The organism is Mucispirillum schaedleri ASF457, from assembly GCF_000487995.2.
Classification (GTDB): Bacteria; Chrysiogenota; Deferribacteres; order Deferribacterales; family Mucispirillaceae; genus Mucispirillum; species Mucispirillum schaedleri.
Genome location: NZ_CP097562.1, coordinates 1,072,487 through 1,089,807, shown reverse-complemented (window position 1 = coordinate 1,089,807; position 17,321 = coordinate 1,072,487). Strand labels below are relative to the sequence as shown.

Genomic DNA, 17,321 nt, shown 5'->3' with positions numbered 1-17,321 from the left:
GCGAAGGAACTATTAATATTATAGATTACTATTTTAGATATTTCGTCTTTCAGGCACAGTATGACCTTATTTACTTTCTATATAAGCTCATTATATGGCTCGTCCAACTTTTTTGGGTAAGTTCATAATAACTTTAAAACACATCTAGCATTTTTTAAAAAATTATGGAATAATAAAGCATATAAGATGAGAACAAGAGGTAGATTATGCCAAAAGTAGTTTATGGCTTTCGTAAAGGTGAGCGTCTTGATTTTAGGAATGTTCAAGAGCAGGACAGACCAGAATCGCCCTTTATCTTTCAAGATGATGTAAACGGTAAATCTGTGAAACTTGTTATTAGCTGGCATGGGTTTTTGGTATATGATGGGGAAGTAGATATAGCTGCTGCTATGTGTAAGTTTGTGCGGTATGTCAGCGAGCATGGCTGCTGTGGCAGGTGTATTCCGGGAAAAAACGGAACAACTCTTTTAGCAGATATGATGGAAGAGTTAAAAAATGACCCTGAGCTTACTAAAATGCAGGAAGCACTTGATTTAGCAGACAGTATTCAAGCTACTTCTAAATGTTCATTTGCTCCATCTTCTGTAAGTATAGTAAAATCATTTCTAAAAGAATATCCAGAAAAATTACATAAATATCAAAATGCTCCAAAACTTGATTATTATTTTCACATGTCAGCACCATGTACTTCTGCATGTCCTGCTCATATACAGATACCAGAATTTATTGATGAAATTAGGACTAAACGATTTCTGCCGGCTTTATCTATTATCAGGGAGCATATGCCGCTTCCGGGTCTCTGTGGCAGAGTATGCCCGCACCCATGCGAAGCTGTATGCAGGCGTGGTGAAGTAGATGAGCCAATAAATATTATGAATTTAAAGCAGTCTGCATGGAATTATGAATATTTTAGAAACCAAGTGCCAAATATTCCAGAGAAAAAAGCACCTACTGGCAAAACATGTGCAGTAATAGGGGCAGGACCTGCAGGGCTTTCTGCTGCTTATTATTTAGCACTTATGGGTCATCAGGTAGAAGTATTTGATAAAATGCAGGAGCCGGGGGGTATGACTGCGGCAGGTATTCCAGATTTTAGAGAGCCTAGGGAGCATTTGCAGTATGAAGCAAATATAATTAGAAGTTTAGGGGTAAATATTCATTATAATAAAACATTAGGCAATGAGATTACATTAGAATATTTGACAAATTCTTATGACGCATCACTTTTAGCAATTGGTGCATGGCTTGCTCAAGACCCACATATTGCAGATATGGAGCAGATGGAAGGAATATATAGTGGAATAGATTACTTAGAAAGGGTCTCAAAATATGAAAAGCCTTTTGAAAACAGCAGAGTAATTATTGTAGGTGGTGGAAATACTGCCATAGATTGTGCAAGAACTGCCATTCGTTTTAATAATGATGTTACTATATTGTATAGACGCACCCGTGATGAAATGCCTGCAGAAGATTATGAAATAAAATATGCAGAAGATGAAGGTGTAAAGTTTATTTTTTTAGCTGCACCTGTTAGAACAGTAGGTGAATATGGCAAACTTAAAGGGATAGAATGCAGTAAAATGCGGCTTGGGTCACCTGATGCAACAGGCAGGAGAAGCCCTGAAATTATAAATGACGAAAATTTTATATTAGAGTGTGATTATCTTATCCCTGCGATTGGTCAAAAGCCTGATATGAGCTTTATTAAGGCAGAAGATGGTTTAGAGATTACGAAATGGAATACAATAGTATGTGATAAGGTTTATTTTACTACATCCATAAAAGGAATTTTTGCAGCAGGTGACTGTATTGATGGAGAAAATACAGTGGTAAGGGCAGTAGGTGACGGCAAGCGTGCTGCTCAAATGATGGATAGATATGTGATGAGCGGCAGTCCTTATTTAGAGCCGTCAGAGGTTATTGAAAAATATTTATATGATAATAAAATATTCAGCTATGGAGAAGCCCCAGAACCGCCTAGACCTGTTATAAAAAGGTATGAAACAGAAGCAATGCCAGTAGATGAGCGTATAAAAAATTTTCATGAAGTAGAGCAGGCTTATGATGAGCATACAGCAGCACTTGAAGCAAGACGCTGCCTTAGGTGCATGCGTGTAGGTATGTTTGCAGCAGGAGAGAAATAATGGATAGATATATTACAATTAATGATAAAAAGTGCCTGTTTAAAGATGGCGAAACAATATTAATGGTGGCAGAACGCAATAATATCCATATTCCAGTCCTGTGCTATATAAAAGATATTGCAGAAACAGGAGCATGCAGAATATGCCTTGTGGAAGTAGAAGGTGTGCCACAGCCAGTTGCATCATGCTCTGCTTTTGCAACTGATGGAATGGTTGTCTATACTGATACTGATGAAGTAAAAAAACACAGGTTAAAGGCTTTAGAATTTATACTTTTAAAGCATCCTTTGAAATGTGGAACATGTGAAAATGCAGAAGACTGTGTATTAAGAGAACTTGCCCGCCAAATGGGTATAAGCGAAGTAACAGATGTGTATGAAGAAGAGCATCATCCATTACAGGACTGGAATATGCTTTTATATGACAGAGATGCATGTGTTCTTTGCATGAGATGTGTTAATGTATGCAGAGATATTGCAGGCTGTGATGCAATAGATGTGGTTGCCCGTGGAAATAATGCTCATATTGAGCCAGCACATGAGCCATTAAACTGTGATTTCTGTGGTATGTGTGTAGACAGCTGCCCTGTTGGTGCTATAAAAGATAAGCCTTTTACATATTCTTTAAAAGTGTGGGAGTTAGAGTATATTAATACTACATGTTCATTTTGTCCTGTAGGCTGCAAAATTAATTATGGAGTTCATCAAAACCAGATACATAGAACAAGACTTGCCTGCAGCACATCTATATGTTCTAAGGGACGCTATGGGTTTAAGTTTTTAGATATTGATAAAAGAATAAAATCACCGCTTATTAAAAAAGATGGTGTTTTTACAAAAACAGACTGGCATTATGCTATGGATAGAGTATACCACAGCTTAACTGAATATGGAGTGGAAAACAGCCTTATCATTGCAGGAGGCTGGCTTTCAAATGAAGAGCTTTTCAGCTATAAAGCACTGGCAGATAAAACAGGTATGAAATTTATAACTGAGGCAGAAGTTTATTTTGGCAGTTTTGCACGGCTTTTTAAAGAAAAGTTTGGTCATTATGAAAGTGTAGGCACATTAGCAGAAGTGGAAAAATCTGATGTAATATTTGTTATAGGGGCAGATTTTGCACGAGAAAATGTTGGTGTAAAATGGAGTGTTATTAAAGCAATCCGTAAAAATAATGCAAAGGTTATAACAATTGGTTTGCAGCGATATGACTATGACGAAAGAACATATTTAAGCCTTATTGCAGATTATGCAGATTTTGCAGGAGAGTTTGAAAAAATCAAATCATCAGATAAAAATATATATACAGCTTTAAGAAAACAGATTTCGTCTAATACAAAAATATCAATAATTGCAGGCAATGAATATTTTTGTGGAGAAAAAAAGCTGGAATCTATATTATCATTTGCTGATTATATTGGGCAGGATAAATTAAGAGCCTTTATATTAACTTATGATAAAGTTAATTATGTTGGCAGTTTATATGCAGGCGGGCTGACTACTCTTGATGTGGCAGCAGCTGCACCTAAATCAGTATTTGCAGTAGCTGTAAATCCTTCAATTGGTAAAAATGAAGAACTTATGCAGCTAATAGAAAATGCAGAGTTTTATGCTGCACTTGATATGTTTTTAACAGGCATAGTTAAAAATGCAGATGTAGTGCTGCCTGTTAGGTCAGTTTTAGAAACTGACGGCACAGCTGTAAGTATAGACGGCAGACTTTTACGCATGAAAAAAGTAGTGCAAAGCCCGATAAACAGTAAGAGTAATCTGGAAATAGCTCATATATTAGGCGATTATTTTAGAAAAAAAATAGATAAAGATGCAGAAAATGTTTTTAAACAGATTGCAGTCAGTTTAGGCTTTAATGTAGATGATTATAAAAGCTCAGAAGAATTATACAGGGTAAAAGAAAAAATATTTAATAAAACAGAATATATATATACCAAACCTGATATTGCAGAAAGTATAGTATATGTAAATCCAAGACATCATGAGGGAGTATTGACTAAAATGATATTTGCAAGTGAAGAAAATTATCCTAATTTTCCAGAAATAGAAAAATATATTTCTCCGGGATATATTCGCTCTGGAAATATGTTAGATAATATCGCAAAAGGTGTAAAATTAATACCTAGGTAATATATAATTCATACAATATTAATTTTAGGAGGTAGAAAAGTATGTTTATTAACAGATTAACAGCAGGTATTGTGATGATACTGGTCATATTATCACCATTATCATTAAAAGCGGAAGCTGATGTAACACTGGCAGAAAGTATGCTTGCAAACCTTACAGCAGCTAATACGAAAAAAGTAGTTCTTACTGGTAAACATGGAGTATTAAAAATATTCTTTGAAAAAGCAGGTGGATATAAATCTGCTAACAATTTTATAGATTTAACTTATGAAGACATTAATTCAAAATTTAAAATGCAGGGAGAAAGCATTGCAATAACTCAGGATGGTAAACTTGTTTTTGCTGTAAATGGTGATAAAGTTTATGCAAAAGCTGTCCATGGCTGTAAAGAAAATTTAAAAGTAATATTTAAAAATGTAGAATATGTCTATAATGAACACTATATGCTTATAAACCATAAAAACAATAAATATAATTTCAGTGAAGTAGTATATGACATTGATAAACATAATATTAAAGTATATAATGATGGTAAATATATAAAAATGGTAGAAATGGAACAGTAATTATATACAGCATAAAAATTTTTGGAGATTATTTTGAAAACTGCAGAGCATCTTTCAAAAAAAGATATAGTGAATTATGGTAGTTTTTATACACCAGATAAACTTGTAAAATATATTCATAAACTTATAAGCAATAATATAAATACTGATATTTTAAATGACTATGTTCTGCTTGATAATTCCTGTGGCACAGGAAATTTATTAGAACTTATGTATAGTTTTAATAAAGTAATAGGTGTAGATATTGATGCAGCAGCAATAGAGTTTGCAAAAGATAGACTTAGTCAAAAAAATATTGGCTTATATACTTTTAATTCATTGGAATATGTTGATAGAAAACAATATAATATATTGGATAGTGATAAACTTTTTATTGTAGGCAACCCGCCATATAATGACAGGACTTCTATAATACAAAGTTATTTAAAAAAATATAATATATATAAAATTAATCCAAAAGTTGAACACAGAGATTTAGGAATTAGTTTTTTATTATCATATAATGAATTAAAAGCTGATTATGTATGTGTACTTCATCCTTTATCTTATTTAATAAAGAAAACAAATTTTAATGGGTTAGGGCAGTTTAAAGATAATTATATTTTAATGGATAGTATAATTATTAGTTCTCAGGAATTTTGTCCTGCATCATGTTCTTTTTTTCCTATTATTATTGCTTTATACAAAAAAGATGAAAAAGGAATGGATTATGAATATATTAGAAGATATGTTTTTAAAACAGATGACAGTCATAATTTTTCTATGAATAATTATGATTTTATAAATAAGTATATTGATAAATATCCGAATAAAAATAAAATTAATATTTCTAATGCTGTTGCAAAATTTTATACAATGCGTGATATTAATGCTTTAAAGCGTTCAAGAACATTTATCCAAGATGATTGCTCAAATACTGTTTATGTTACTAAAAATAAATATTCACTATACTGCTATGTTGATGTATTTAAAAAATATATAGATAAACTGCCATATTATTTTGGAAATTTTGATGTGTTTATTAATTATAATAACTTTAAATCTATTGAGCAGGAATTTATAGATTCTTCTGAAAAAAATATTAGGAATGAAAAAATTGATAAATATTTTTCAGAATTATTTGGATATACATTATGAAAATTGAAGAGATTGATGAATTAAATAAGAATATTAAAGTTGCCATACCATTGACAGGGCAAACAAGTAAAACAAGAGTTAAAAGTAGAGATATATGGTATGGTTATGGTTATCCAGTTGCAACAAGGCAGAAAGAATTTGAGCTTAATTCTTATATAGAATGGCAAATAGGATATGATATAGTAACAAGTGAGAAAACAAAACTTGAGTTATCAACATTACAAAATAAAAGGTTTATTGGCTCAAATGGAAAAGAAAAAGCATTATATGAATTAAGTGAGTATTTATATTATTTTTATGATATTGAAATAATAAGTAAGGATGAAATAGAAAATCTTTTAAATGAAATAAATCAAATAGATAATAGTAAACTTATTGAGCAGAATGCAGAATTATCTGTTCAAAGATGTCATCCAGTTGAATATGAATTAGAAGGAATAAATTTTCAAAAAAGTATAGTTCAATATCCACTGTTGCTTTATAAATTATCTTCTTTTGATGTATTAGTTGAAATTATTATTAAAGAAAAACAATATGCAGTTGGCTTGCAGCCTATGTTGTATGTTTGTTTCCCTGTAACTAAATTACAAGCAGATAGCGACCCGTTAATTGGTCGCTGTGCAAAAGAAAAAGAAAAAGCATATTTAATACTTGATGAAAGTCATAAAGAATTTGTATTACAAACTTTTAAAATTTTTGCATTATTAAGCCAAGCCCATAAAAATGATGTCATAAGTATAATAAATTTAATTTTGCAGCAGTAGCAGCTACTTTTCCATTATTGCAATAGTCACAGCTCCAAAAACAAGTGATTTAAATGTAACATTTTTAAACCCTGCATCTTCTATTAACTGCATATATTCCTTACGCTTAGGAAAATGGTAAACTGATTCAGGCAGATATTTATATGCTTTTTTAGATGAAAATATACCACCAATTACAGGCAGTATATACATGAAATAAATCTTATAAACAAAATCTGTAAAAGCATTTTCCGGCTTTGTAAGCTCTAATATACATACTTTTCCACCGGGTTTAATTACCCGTAAGAATTCAGAAAGTCCTTTTAGTTTATCTGTAACATTTCTAAATCCAAAAGCAATAGTCAATCTGTCAAAATAGTTATCTTTATATGGCAGATTATGGACATCAGCTGCAGAAAGAGGACAGGACGGTATTTTTTCTCTGCAGTGGTGCAGCATATTTATACTGAAATCACTGCCAAATATATGGCATAAAGGGTGCTGTTTTTTAATTTCTATAATCATATTTCCTGTGCCGCATGCTAAATCAAGCACTTTATGATTATCCTGAATATCAGCACACTGTATGGCTTTTTTACGCCATTTTTCATCCATGGCAAAACTTAGTATTCCATTTAAAAAGTCATATTTGTCAGCAATTTTATCAAACATATTTTGTATGTTTTTAGAGTTTTCATCAATTGTTATATTTTCATTATTAGACATGTAAAATCATCCTTTTGCAGGCTTGTATCTGCTACAAGCTCTTTATATAAAGATTCTGCTATATCTTTTGATTTTTTATCTGATAGAGCATTCACTAAACAAAGCAGGTCGTCAAGTGAAGAATACTCTATTAAACCATCAGTATATATGAATATTATACTGTTATCTTCTATTTTTATAGATTTTGATTTATAATCTTCCAGCATAATTCCCATAGGCATATAATCAGAAGTCATATATTCTATTTTATTATTTTTTGAAAGCACAGCAGCAGGGTCATGACCGCATGAAATATATTCCAGTTCTTTCGTATTGCTGTGATATACTCCAAAAAAGGCGGTAATAAACCTGTCGTCAAAGTTTTTAGAAATTAAAAACTGGTTTAGATTAGTTACTTTTGCAGTCAGCTCATCAGCAGATTTAAAATGGGACATAAATACACTAAGCACAACTGTAAGCACCGCAGCAGAATATCCTTTGCCACATACATCAGTAACACAGAAAATATAATCATTTCCCATCTGCATAAGGTTTACAAAATCGCCTCCTGCATTTCTAGCAGGATAGCTTATTCCATATATATTGTCGTTATTTTCAAGCTGAACATTGCATTTAACAAATTTATTAAGAATTTCTGCAGTATGTGCTATTTCTGTTTCTTCTATTTTAAATTTTGTAAGTGCTTCGTGGTTCAGGGCATTTTCTACTGCAATAGATATAATGCTTGAAACAAGGGAGCAAAAATCCTTATCAGGAACAATATCTACTATTATGTTAAAAAGAGCAAACCTAAGTCCAGAAGATTCATCATATATAAAGAAAGCATTTTTTATATTAAATTTTGATGAAATAACTTCGTTTTCTACAAATATTGTTTCATTAATATTAATCAAATAATCTTTAAGTGGCATATCGTGTATAGTAATATTTTCTATTAAATCTTCTTCATTAACACCTATTCCATGGAACTCATTTTTATATACAGCACATACTACATCAGCAGAAAACACATCCATAAAAAATGAAAGAGACATAGAAATAGTTTCCTCTATTTCAAGACACATAAATATTATGCTTGCTCGTTTAACAAAATCTACCTTTTTCTGATAATTAATATATAAGTCCATCTGCCTTTCTTTTGAAAAAAGCTCTACTGAGCGTTTACCAAAGTATGGTGCTGCAATCTTGATTTTTGCTTCTAAATCTTCAGGCAGTGGAGTTTCAAAAGTAATAATATGGGTAATTCTTGAATTATATGAGAAAAAAATTGCAGAATCTATGTGATAATTATAATCAAAGTAAGATATATCAAGATTAATATTTTTCAAAAACACTTCATCTTCTTTAAATCCAAGCTCATAAATATCAAAAGTTGCATAATCATCTGGATGGATATACTGGCATGGCTCGCAAATATTGCCTATCACATCCCATATATGACAGTCTGTTATAGAGCGTTTTATAAAAAACTCATTAATATGCTTTATAAAATCTTCTGTTGAATCAGAAGAAACTATATTTAATAAATCTAATATATTATTATCGTTAGCTGCCATCAGTATTATCGCTTAAAATAGTTTGTATAGAATCTTTCAGCATATCAATATCTTGTATTGGATATTCTGAGCCAAGCTGATAAATATATTCATCAGCATTATCTGTATCATGGTCTATATGGTTTGCAGCAGCAACAATTCTTCCATATAACTCTGGCCTTGTATCATGGTGAGTTTTAACAGCATCTACAACTGCGGGAGCAACAGACCATTTGTTCATAATAACTGCTGCAATTTCTGCATGGCTGCACCCTAACTGCTCTCTCTCATCCTGCACATCTTCAACTTCTTTAACAAGAAAATCTGCCATTACAACCTTGCCTATATCATGCATAAGCCCTGCCATATAAAGAGCATCGCAGTCCTGCTGCAAATATTTACCAATTTCTGAAGAAATTAATGCAACATTATAAGCATGCTGCCACATAGCCTGTCCAGTAGTTTTATACATATTAAATGGTTTTTGATAATACTGGTCAAGGGATATAGCAAGAGCAATATTTTTAACTGAGCTGAAACCTAAAAGCATAGTTGCCCTGTCAATAGATGCTATCTCTTTACGGACACCATAAAATGGGGAGTTGACAAGTTTTATAACTTTAGAAGTTATGCCCTGATCCATTTTAATTTTAGAAGTAACCTGTCCTATCGCAGCTTGAGAAGCATTGCGTGTTAATTTAATTAATTCTTGAGCAATAGTTGGCAGAGTAGGAATATTTTCAGCTTTTGCAATAATTTTAATGCGAAGAGTTTCATAGTCTCTTTCATTAACTGCTGCATCCTGAGTCTGCGAGCGTATAAGTTTTGACATTATTGTTTCAGCATTTAATGGTGGAAAAAGTATTCCAGAAATCCTATATTCTTTAATATTTGATATTACACTTTTATTAGGAGTAGTAATGTAGAAAAATACTGGCACACCAAAATTGCGTTTTGGTATTTTGTAAAGCACTTCTAAAGATGATATTTCAAATATTAAAGCATCTTTTGCATCAGCTCCGTTTGAAACATTTGCTTTACCATTCAATAGTTTTTTAAAAGTGATTAATCCATTTTCACTTCCAATAAAGCGTATATTCATGCGTATTCCATATACTAATTATTTTATTAAACTATCAATTGATTCTACAAGTTCCTTTGGAGAAAAAGGCTTTGTAATATATTTATTTGCACCTGAAGCAAGACCTATTTTAATGTCATCTTCACTGGCATTAGCAGTTAAAAGTATAATAGGAGTGTCAGCAAACTCTGGCAGTTCTCTAATTTTTTTAGTTGCTTCAATTCCAGTCATACCGGGCATCATAACATCTAACACTATTGCGTCTGGTTTATTTTCTTTTGCCAGTCCAATAGCTGTTTCGCCATTTCCTGCCTCTATTATTTCATAACCACATTTAGACATATAAAGTGCAATAACTTTACGCAGTCTAAGTTCATCATCAGCAATTAATACTTTCATTATGCAAACCTCAGTGTAATAGTATCAAGCGTATATGTAAATTCTATGCTAAATTCAGCAAAAAATTTAGCAAAGATTTTATATATTTCAGGGTTTTTAGTTTCTGTTGTTTTTTTTATGCATAAAACATTATCTCTTGAAGAAATAGTCATTTCTGCATTACATTTTCTAATTTCTTCACATAAAATAAGTTCCAGCAGAGCTTTTGCTACATAGCTGTTAGTTTCACATGTATTCATATTTTCAAAGCAGCAAAAAATATTGATATTCTGCTCTTTAACTGTGTTTTTTAAATCTTCTATAACTTTACCTGTTATTTTAACAGGGTCAAAAGTTTCTTTATCATTGCGGATAGGCTTGCCTAATATATAGTTAAATAATATTTCCATACCTTTGTCATAAACATCAAGGAAGTATGCAGATTCCACAATCATATCTGCCATACTGTCAGAATCATCACTAAGACCAAATTTAAAAAGGCTGACAGTTGCAACTACCATAGCAGTAGATGTCCGCAGGTTGTGAGAAAAATATTCTCTAACAACACTAAGGTCATTTATAAGTGTATCTGAATTCATAACACCGCCTTATATTATTTATTTACTAAACAGCATATAAAATTAATAAAATAAAATCAACTAAATATATAAATAACTATACATTTTTTTAAAATATTTTACAATATTGGACTTACTTAAAAATATCAGACAAGCTGTATAATGAGCTTATTTAGTCAGTAACAAACATTTTAGGAATATAATCTATATTGTATTGCAACAGTTGTCTATTTTGAGTGAAAGCGAAGAATTTATTTTATTCTTATAATTTTAATACTGCTTTAAATTTAATTCATTATCTATATTCTAGATACTTCGCCTTTGGATCAGTATGACATAAGTTGTTATTTATTAATTATCTATCCTATCAAAACCTGTCTATTCTGAGCCTGATTTTATCTTTTACAGAAAAATATATAACTTCTAAATTTATGTATTTGGAGCTGGGTGTCGGGTATAATACTCCAAGTATTATAAAATTTTTTTTGGAACAAAACTACAGAAAATAAAAATAGTATTTATGTTCCAGTTAATTTGTATAATAATTCTTATCCTGAAGAAATTGAAAATAGAACTTAATAGTTTTAATGATAGAGTATCTATGAAAAATACTGTAAAAATTTTAATACTTTACATAAACAAAAATGTAACGCATACTAATATATATTAAAGTATAAGAGGTGTATAATGGAAAATGATTGCATATTCTGTAAAATTATTGCAGGAGAGATTCCGTCCTGTAAAGTATATGAAGATGATAATTTTTTAGCTTTTATGGATATTAATCCTGCGGTTCGCGGGCATACTCTTGTTATACCAAAACATCACTGCCGCAACCTGCTTGATACTCCTGATAATGTGGGAGCAGGTTTTTATCCTGTGCTTAAAAAAGTGTCTTTATCAGTAAAGGCTGCTTTTAGGGCAGAAGGTATATATATGTTTCAGCAAAATGAGCCTGCTTCTGGACAGGAAGTATTTCATTCTCATGTTCATATTATTCCAAGATACAAAAATGATGATTTTGGTAAACATAATCCCCCAAGATTAAAAGTAGAAATTTCAGAAATCGCAAAAGATGCTGAAAGTATTAAAAAAAATATATAAAACTATATGTTTTGCTTAAAAACTCATCAAAGTTAATGGCAGATATTGGTGCAGACTAAATATCTGCCTTTTTTTTAAGCAGTTATAAAGTTTTAATCAGTTTGGACAATGAAAACATGCGAAATAAAACTTAATAAAATAGAGTTTATATATTCAATTTATTAAAAAATAATATAAAAAATAATATTTTTAAATTACTGATATATAAAAATATTTTAAAAATTATTGCTTAAATTTTAAGCAAAAAAGTAAGAATTGTAAAAAAGATAAAAATAAGTTATTGACATTATAATTAATTGCATCTATATTATTCTCATAGATAATAAGTAGAATAATACTTATATTAGTATATAAAGTATAGCTTTAGTATATAAATATATAAAGTATATATTGAGATTAGAAAGTATTAAATAGTAGTATATTTAGTAGTGTTACAAATAGTAGATGGAAAAGAGGATGTCTTTTGGTATTCTCTTTTTCGTCTACTGTCAAATTTTTCATGTAATTTATTTTCTAAAATATATTATTAAACTTATCCAAAAAAATGAATACAGCAAGAGCATTTAAAGTAAGTTAGGTCACACTGAACTTGAAATACAGCGAAGTATCTTAATAAATTTATATTAAAAAATTCATCCTTGAATTTTTTAAACCACGCTTGGTCGCAGTAAATGCTCCCGTCGCTTACTTTCAGACGGGACTTCCTGTCCCTGCATTGTCTTATTGAATCTGCTTCCATGTAATGCTGAGCCAAAGGCGAAGTATCTACAACTATATACATTAAATACACTATACACTGTTGTAATATATATAATTTAGATTCTTCGCCTGTAAAATCAGGCTGAAAATAACTGCAATACAAAATTTTTAGTTAAGTTCTAGTTTTAAGTATGTGTTTTTTATCAATTAAAAACTTTATTTTTTATATCTTTTCTTAAATTATTAATACAAAAGTATAATTTTTTAATCCAAAATAAAATTTCATAATAAATAAAAAAATCGCTACCAAAATCTAAATTTATGTTATATATTGCGAATGCTTATAAATTTTTTATGAGATAATCAAATATAATGAAGGGTAAAATGTCAATACTGGAAAGAATTAAACAAATTATTAAAAAAAATAAGACTGCACAAAATCAAATAATCATTAAAGAGATTTCAAAAAAAATCGCACAGAAAGAAATAAATAGAGAAAATCAAGCAGTAATACCAGAAAACAAGCATGTAGAAAAAAGGCAAAATGGTAGAAATATTAAAAGCAAAGCAAAAAGCAGGCACAGTAAAAGTGGTGAGCTTAAAAATATTAACATAGAAGATGAAATAGTAGAATTTGGCAGCTGGGAGATAAGCGAATTTCATGTAGAAGAAAAAGAAGATATACTCCGCTTTCATGATTTGGGGCTTTCTCCAAGACTTATGAAAGGCATATATGAATGTGAATATAAATACTGCACACCAATTCAGCAGCTTATTTTGCCAGAAAGTTTAAAAGGTAAAGATGTTTCAGGAAAAGCCCAGACAGGCACAGGCAAAACTGCTGCATTTTTAATTACATTATTTACAAGGCTTATGAATAATGAATTAAGTGACAGAAAAAAAGGCACTCCAAGAGCATTAATTATGGCACCAACAAGGGAGCTTGTTATACAGATAGAAAAAGATGCAAGAAATATTGGCAGATACTGCGGCTTAACTATACAGTCTGTTTTTGGCGGTATAAATTATGAAAAACAAAAACGCCAGATTGAACAAAAATTTATTGATATTTTAGTTGCTACTCCCGGCAGACTTCTTGATTACAAAGAGCAGCAGGTGCTTGATTTAAGTGCAGTAGAGATACTTGTTATTGATGAAGCTGATAGAATGCTTGATATGGGCTTTATTCCTGATATGAAGAAAATAATTAGTGCAGCACCACCTAAATCTAAAAGACAGACAATGCTTTTTAGTGCTACATTAAATCAGGATATTTTAAGGCTTGCTTCTCAGTGGACAAAAGACCCAGTAAGTTTTGAAGTAGAATCAAAGGAAATAACTTCTGAAAATATTGAACAGATTGCATATATTGCATCAGATAAAGAAAAATTTGCTATAATATATAATATTGTTTCTCAGGATATGTTAAACAGAGTAATAATTTTTGGCAACAGGCGGGATGAAGTTGCAAGGCTTACAGATATGTTTAAAGCATGCGGTCTTTCCTGTGGTCTGCTTTCAGGTGATGTTACTCAGTCAAGAAGAATTAAAACATTAGAAGAACTTAGAAACGGCACAATACGCATATTATGTGCAACAGATGTTGCTGCCCGCGGAATACATGTAGATGGCATTACTCATGTATTTAATTACTCACTGCCTGATGATCCTGAAGATTATGTTCATAGAATAGGCAGAACTGGCAGAGCAGGGGAAAAGGGAGTGTCGGTTATTTTTGCAACTGAAGAAGATTCTTACCTTATTCCTAAAATAGAATCATATACAAAACATAAGTTAAATTATATAAACCCAGAAGAAAATCTTGTGGCTGTGCCTAATGATTTAAGTAAAATATTAAAACAGTTTAAATCAGGCAGAGCAGGAAGAAAAAAAACCGGCTCTTTCAGAGAAAAAAGAGTGAAAAACAGAAAAGAAGTATCAAATAGGCGACCTGTTAAAAGAAAAAAGTAGAAAAGGTTGTAAATATAAAAAATTCTAGACTATATTTAAGATAATGCATTAATAAATTTTTGAGTTTAATTGTATAAATCAATATAATCTTACTTATTTAATAGATGGAATATAGATAAAATATTACTTTATGAGCTTTGCGGTGGCAAGATGGATATATATTATGCCATATATACTTAAATATCAGTAACAAATATTGCGAAATTTTTAGGATACTATCATTTAATCTATAAAGTGATAATATATTGCAGTTATTTATACTTGATAACTGGGGAAAAAGGGTATAAAATCAGCTTCAGTTTATAGAAATATATAATGTAAATATATGCAATGTATAAAATTGATAATGCCTTAAACAGTAAATTATATTCTTTACATTTAAAAAATATATGCAAAAGTAATAAATGTATTGAATTTATTATTGCTTAGGATTAGTATTTTAAGGATAAAACATTATAATATAATTTTTTGATATGAGGTTCAAATGAGCAAGGACAAAATTAAAGATCTGGTTGAGCTTCGTTCCCGTTTATATAAAGGGGGCGGTGATGCTCAGATTGAGAAAGTGCACTCTCAAGGCAAATACACAGCCAGAGAGCGTATAGGAATGTTTCTTGATGAAGATACTTTCCAAGAAGATTTCCTTATGGTTCAACACCGTTGCAGTGATTTTGGTATGGATAAAAAAGACCTGCCAGCTGACGGTATGGTTACAGGAATGGGGCTTGTAGATGGCAGGTCAGTATTTGTTGCCAGTCAGGATTTTACTGTTAATGCAGGAACTATGGGTGAAGCAGGTGCTAGAAAAGCTCAGGAATTAATGGATGCAGCACTTAAAACTGGCTCACCTTTCGTATTTATTAACGATTCAGGCGGCGCAAGGGTTCAAGAAGGTGTAAGTGCCTTGTCAGGTTACGGCGGTATTTTCTATCGCAATGTTCTTCTTTCTGGTGTTGTTCCGCAGATTAGTGTTATTGCTGGTCCATGTGCAGGTGGTGCAGCTTATTCTCCAGCATTGACAGACTTTATCATACAAGTTCAAAGAGAAGGTCAGATGTATATTACAGGACCTAAAATCATTAAAGAAGTTACAGGTGAAGAAGTTTCTCTTGAACAGCTTGGCGGTGTAGATGCACAGGCTCACTATTCTGGTGTTGTGCACTTTGTTGCAAAATCAGGTCCTGAAGCATTAGGACTTGCTAGAAGACTTTTATCATTTCTTCCATCTAATAATTCAGAAGAAGCACCTATTATGGAAGAATCAAGAAATAGCTCAATAGGCCCTGATGAATCATTTAATTTTCTTGTGCCAGATGATCCAAAAGTGCCTTATGATATGCACGAAATCATTTGGAGAATAGTAGATAATGCAGATTTCTTAGAAGTGCAGGAAAATTTTGCTAAAAATATTATTGTAGGATTTGGCAGATTAAATGGCAGAAGTGTTGGTATTATTGCTAACCAGCCGGCATTTAAAGCAGGTGTTTTAGATATTGACTCATCAGATAAAGCTGCACGCTTTATTCGTTTCTGCAATGCATTTAATATACCATTGATTACTCTTGTTGATGTTCCGGGATTTATGCCGGGTGTTGATCAGGAATATGGTGGCATTATCAGACATGGTGCAAAACTTTTATTTGCTTATGCTTCAGCAACTGTTCCAAAATTTACAGTTATTATCCGTAAAGCATACGGCGGAGCATATATAGGCATGTGTTCTAAAGAAATGGGAGCAGACAGGGTTGCAGCATGGCCGGGTGCAGAAATTGCAGTTATGGGAGCAGAAGGTGCTGTCAGTCTGCTTTATGGCAAAGAAATCAAAAATGCAGAAGATAAAGCTGCTGAAACTAAAAAAAGACTTGAAGAATATAGAGAATTATTTGCAAATCCATATGTTGCAGCAAAAAGAGGCTATATTCACAATGTTATACTTCCAGCAGATACAAGAAGCTATTTAGCAGCATCACTTGAAATGTATGCTTCCAAGCGTGAAATAAGACCATATAAAAAACACGGTCTTATTCCATTATAGGAGTTTACTATGGCTGAATATACAAGTATACAGCTTGCACAGGCTGATATAAATACTACTGCCACAACTCAGGCTGTAAATAACAGCAGAGATTTTCATGATACAATAGGTGAAGGTCTGCTTGTTACAGCTACAGGTGTTGGGGTTGTATTTGCAGTGCTTGTTATTATGATTATTTTTATTAATCTTTTTAAAGCATTAGAGCCAATGCTTGATAAAATAGGCTTAATGTTTGCAAAAAAAGATAATAAAGGCGAAGTTGTGCTGCCAAATTCACAGGAAGAGCAAAATATTGATAATACTACATTAGTTCTTATTAGTGCAGCAGTTGCAGCATATACTCATAATAAAGCACGAGTGAGACGAGTTAGAGTGTTACCATCTAAGGCAAAACAAGGCGGTAACTGGGCTATGCAGGCACGCAGTGCATTGCAGTCTTCCCATAGTGGAAAAAAATAAATTAAAAATTAAAAATATTTAGGA

The 17,321-nt window shown here is 31.5% G+C and carries 14 protein-coding genes; 9 read left to right on the top strand and 5 right to left on the bottom strand.

Annotation, left to right across the window (positions count from 1 at the left end; genetic code table 11):
• Positions 1 to 206: 206 nt before the first annotated feature.
• Genes N508_RS05090 through N508_RS05070 form a run of 5 tightly spaced genes read left to right on the top strand, consistent with a single transcriptional unit; the run spans position 207 to position 6,752 of the window.
• Positions 207 to 2,144, top strand: a complete 1,938-nt coding sequence (locus tag N508_RS05090) for an FAD-dependent oxidoreductase (protein WP_023275324.1) — start codon at positions 207 to 209, stop codon at positions 2,142 to 2,144.
• On the top strand, positions 2,144 to 4,285 hold the full coding sequence (locus tag N508_RS05085) for a molybdopterin-dependent oxidoreductase (protein WP_023275323.1): 2,142 nt from the start codon (positions 2,144 to 2,146) through the stop codon (positions 4,283 to 4,285). Before N508_RS05090 ends, N508_RS05085 begins: the two co-directional genes overlap by 1 nt.
• A gap of 41 nt (positions 4,286 to 4,326) precedes the next feature.
• Complete coding sequence (locus N508_RS05080) at positions 4,327 to 4,851, top strand: hypothetical protein (protein WP_023275322.1); 525 nt, start codon at positions 4,327 to 4,329, stop codon at positions 4,849 to 4,851.
• 33 nt (positions 4,852 to 4,884) lie between these two features.
• Positions 4,885 to 5,988, top strand: a complete 1,104-nt coding sequence (locus tag N508_RS05075; RefSeq protein ID WP_023275321.1) for a methyltransferase domain-containing protein — start codon at positions 4,885 to 4,887, stop codon at positions 5,986 to 5,988.
• Positions 5,985 to 6,752, top strand: a complete 768-nt coding sequence (locus tag N508_RS05070) for a R.Pab1 family restriction endonuclease (protein WP_023275320.1) — start codon at positions 5,985 to 5,987, stop codon at positions 6,750 to 6,752. Before N508_RS05075 ends, N508_RS05070 begins: the two co-directional genes overlap by 4 nt.
• Positions 6,753 to 6,755: 3 nt before the next feature.
• On the opposite strand, the gene ubiE is transcribed toward N508_RS05070, so the two are convergent.
• The 5 genes from ubiE to N508_RS05045 are packed head-to-tail and all read right to left on the bottom strand — an operon-like array spanning position 6,756 to position 11,050.
• Positions 6,756 to 7,457, bottom strand: coding sequence for a bifunctional demethylmenaquinone methyltransferase/2-methoxy-6-polyprenyl-1,4-benzoquinol methylase UbiE (gene ubiE / locus N508_RS05065; protein ID WP_023275319.1), 702 nt, complete (start codon positions 7,455 to 7,457; stop codon positions 6,756 to 6,758).
• Positions 7,436 to 9,013, bottom strand: coding sequence for a PP2C family protein-serine/threonine phosphatase (locus tag N508_RS05060; RefSeq protein WP_023275318.1), 1,578 nt, complete (start codon positions 9,011 to 9,013; stop codon positions 7,436 to 7,438). The genes ubiE and N508_RS05060 overlap by 22 nt, the downstream gene beginning before the upstream one ends.
• Positions 9,003 to 10,094, bottom strand: a complete 1,092-nt coding sequence (locus N508_RS05055) for an HDOD domain-containing protein (protein WP_023275317.1) — start codon at positions 10,092 to 10,094, stop codon at positions 9,003 to 9,005. Before N508_RS05055 ends, N508_RS05060 begins: the two co-directional genes overlap by 11 nt.
• 18 nt (positions 10,095 to 10,112) lie before the next feature.
• Positions 10,113 to 10,472 (bottom strand): response regulator transcription factor, encoded by a 360-nt coding sequence (locus N508_RS05050; RefSeq protein WP_023275316.1) that lies wholly within the window; start codon positions 10,470 to 10,472, stop codon positions 10,113 to 10,115.
• On the bottom strand, positions 10,472 to 11,050 hold the full coding sequence (locus tag N508_RS05045) for a hypothetical protein (RefSeq protein WP_023275315.1): 579 nt from the start codon (positions 11,048 to 11,050) through the stop codon (positions 10,472 to 10,474). The genes N508_RS05050 and N508_RS05045 overlap by 1 nt, the downstream gene beginning before the upstream one ends.
• Before the next feature lie 666 nt (positions 11,051 to 11,716).
• Between N508_RS05045 and N508_RS05040 the strand changes: the two genes are divergently transcribed.
• The 4 genes from N508_RS05040 to N508_RS05025 all read left to right on the top strand — a co-directional run bounded on the left by N508_RS05040 (position 11,717) and on the right by N508_RS05025 (position 17,297).
• Complete coding sequence (locus tag N508_RS05040; RefSeq protein ID WP_023275314.1) at positions 11,717 to 12,133, top strand: HIT family protein; 417 nt, start codon at positions 11,717 to 11,719, stop codon at positions 12,131 to 12,133.
• 1,083 nt (positions 12,134 to 13,216) lie between these two features.
• Positions 13,217 to 14,803: a DEAD/DEAH box helicase gene (locus N508_RS05035; protein WP_023275313.1), complete on the top strand. Its 1,587-nt coding sequence runs from the start codon at positions 13,217 to 13,219 to the stop codon at positions 14,801 to 14,803.
• A 484-nt stretch (positions 14,804 to 15,287) separates the two neighbouring features.
• Entirely contained in the window at positions 15,288 to 16,838 is a 1,551-nt protein-coding gene (locus N508_RS05030) for an acyl-CoA carboxylase subunit beta (RefSeq protein WP_023275312.1), read from the top strand.
• Between the two features lie 9 nt (positions 16,839 to 16,847).
• Complete coding sequence (locus N508_RS05025) at positions 16,848 to 17,297, top strand: OadG family protein (protein WP_023275311.1); 450 nt, start codon at positions 16,848 to 16,850, stop codon at positions 17,295 to 17,297.
• Positions 17,298 to 17,321: the final 24 nt, after the last annotated feature.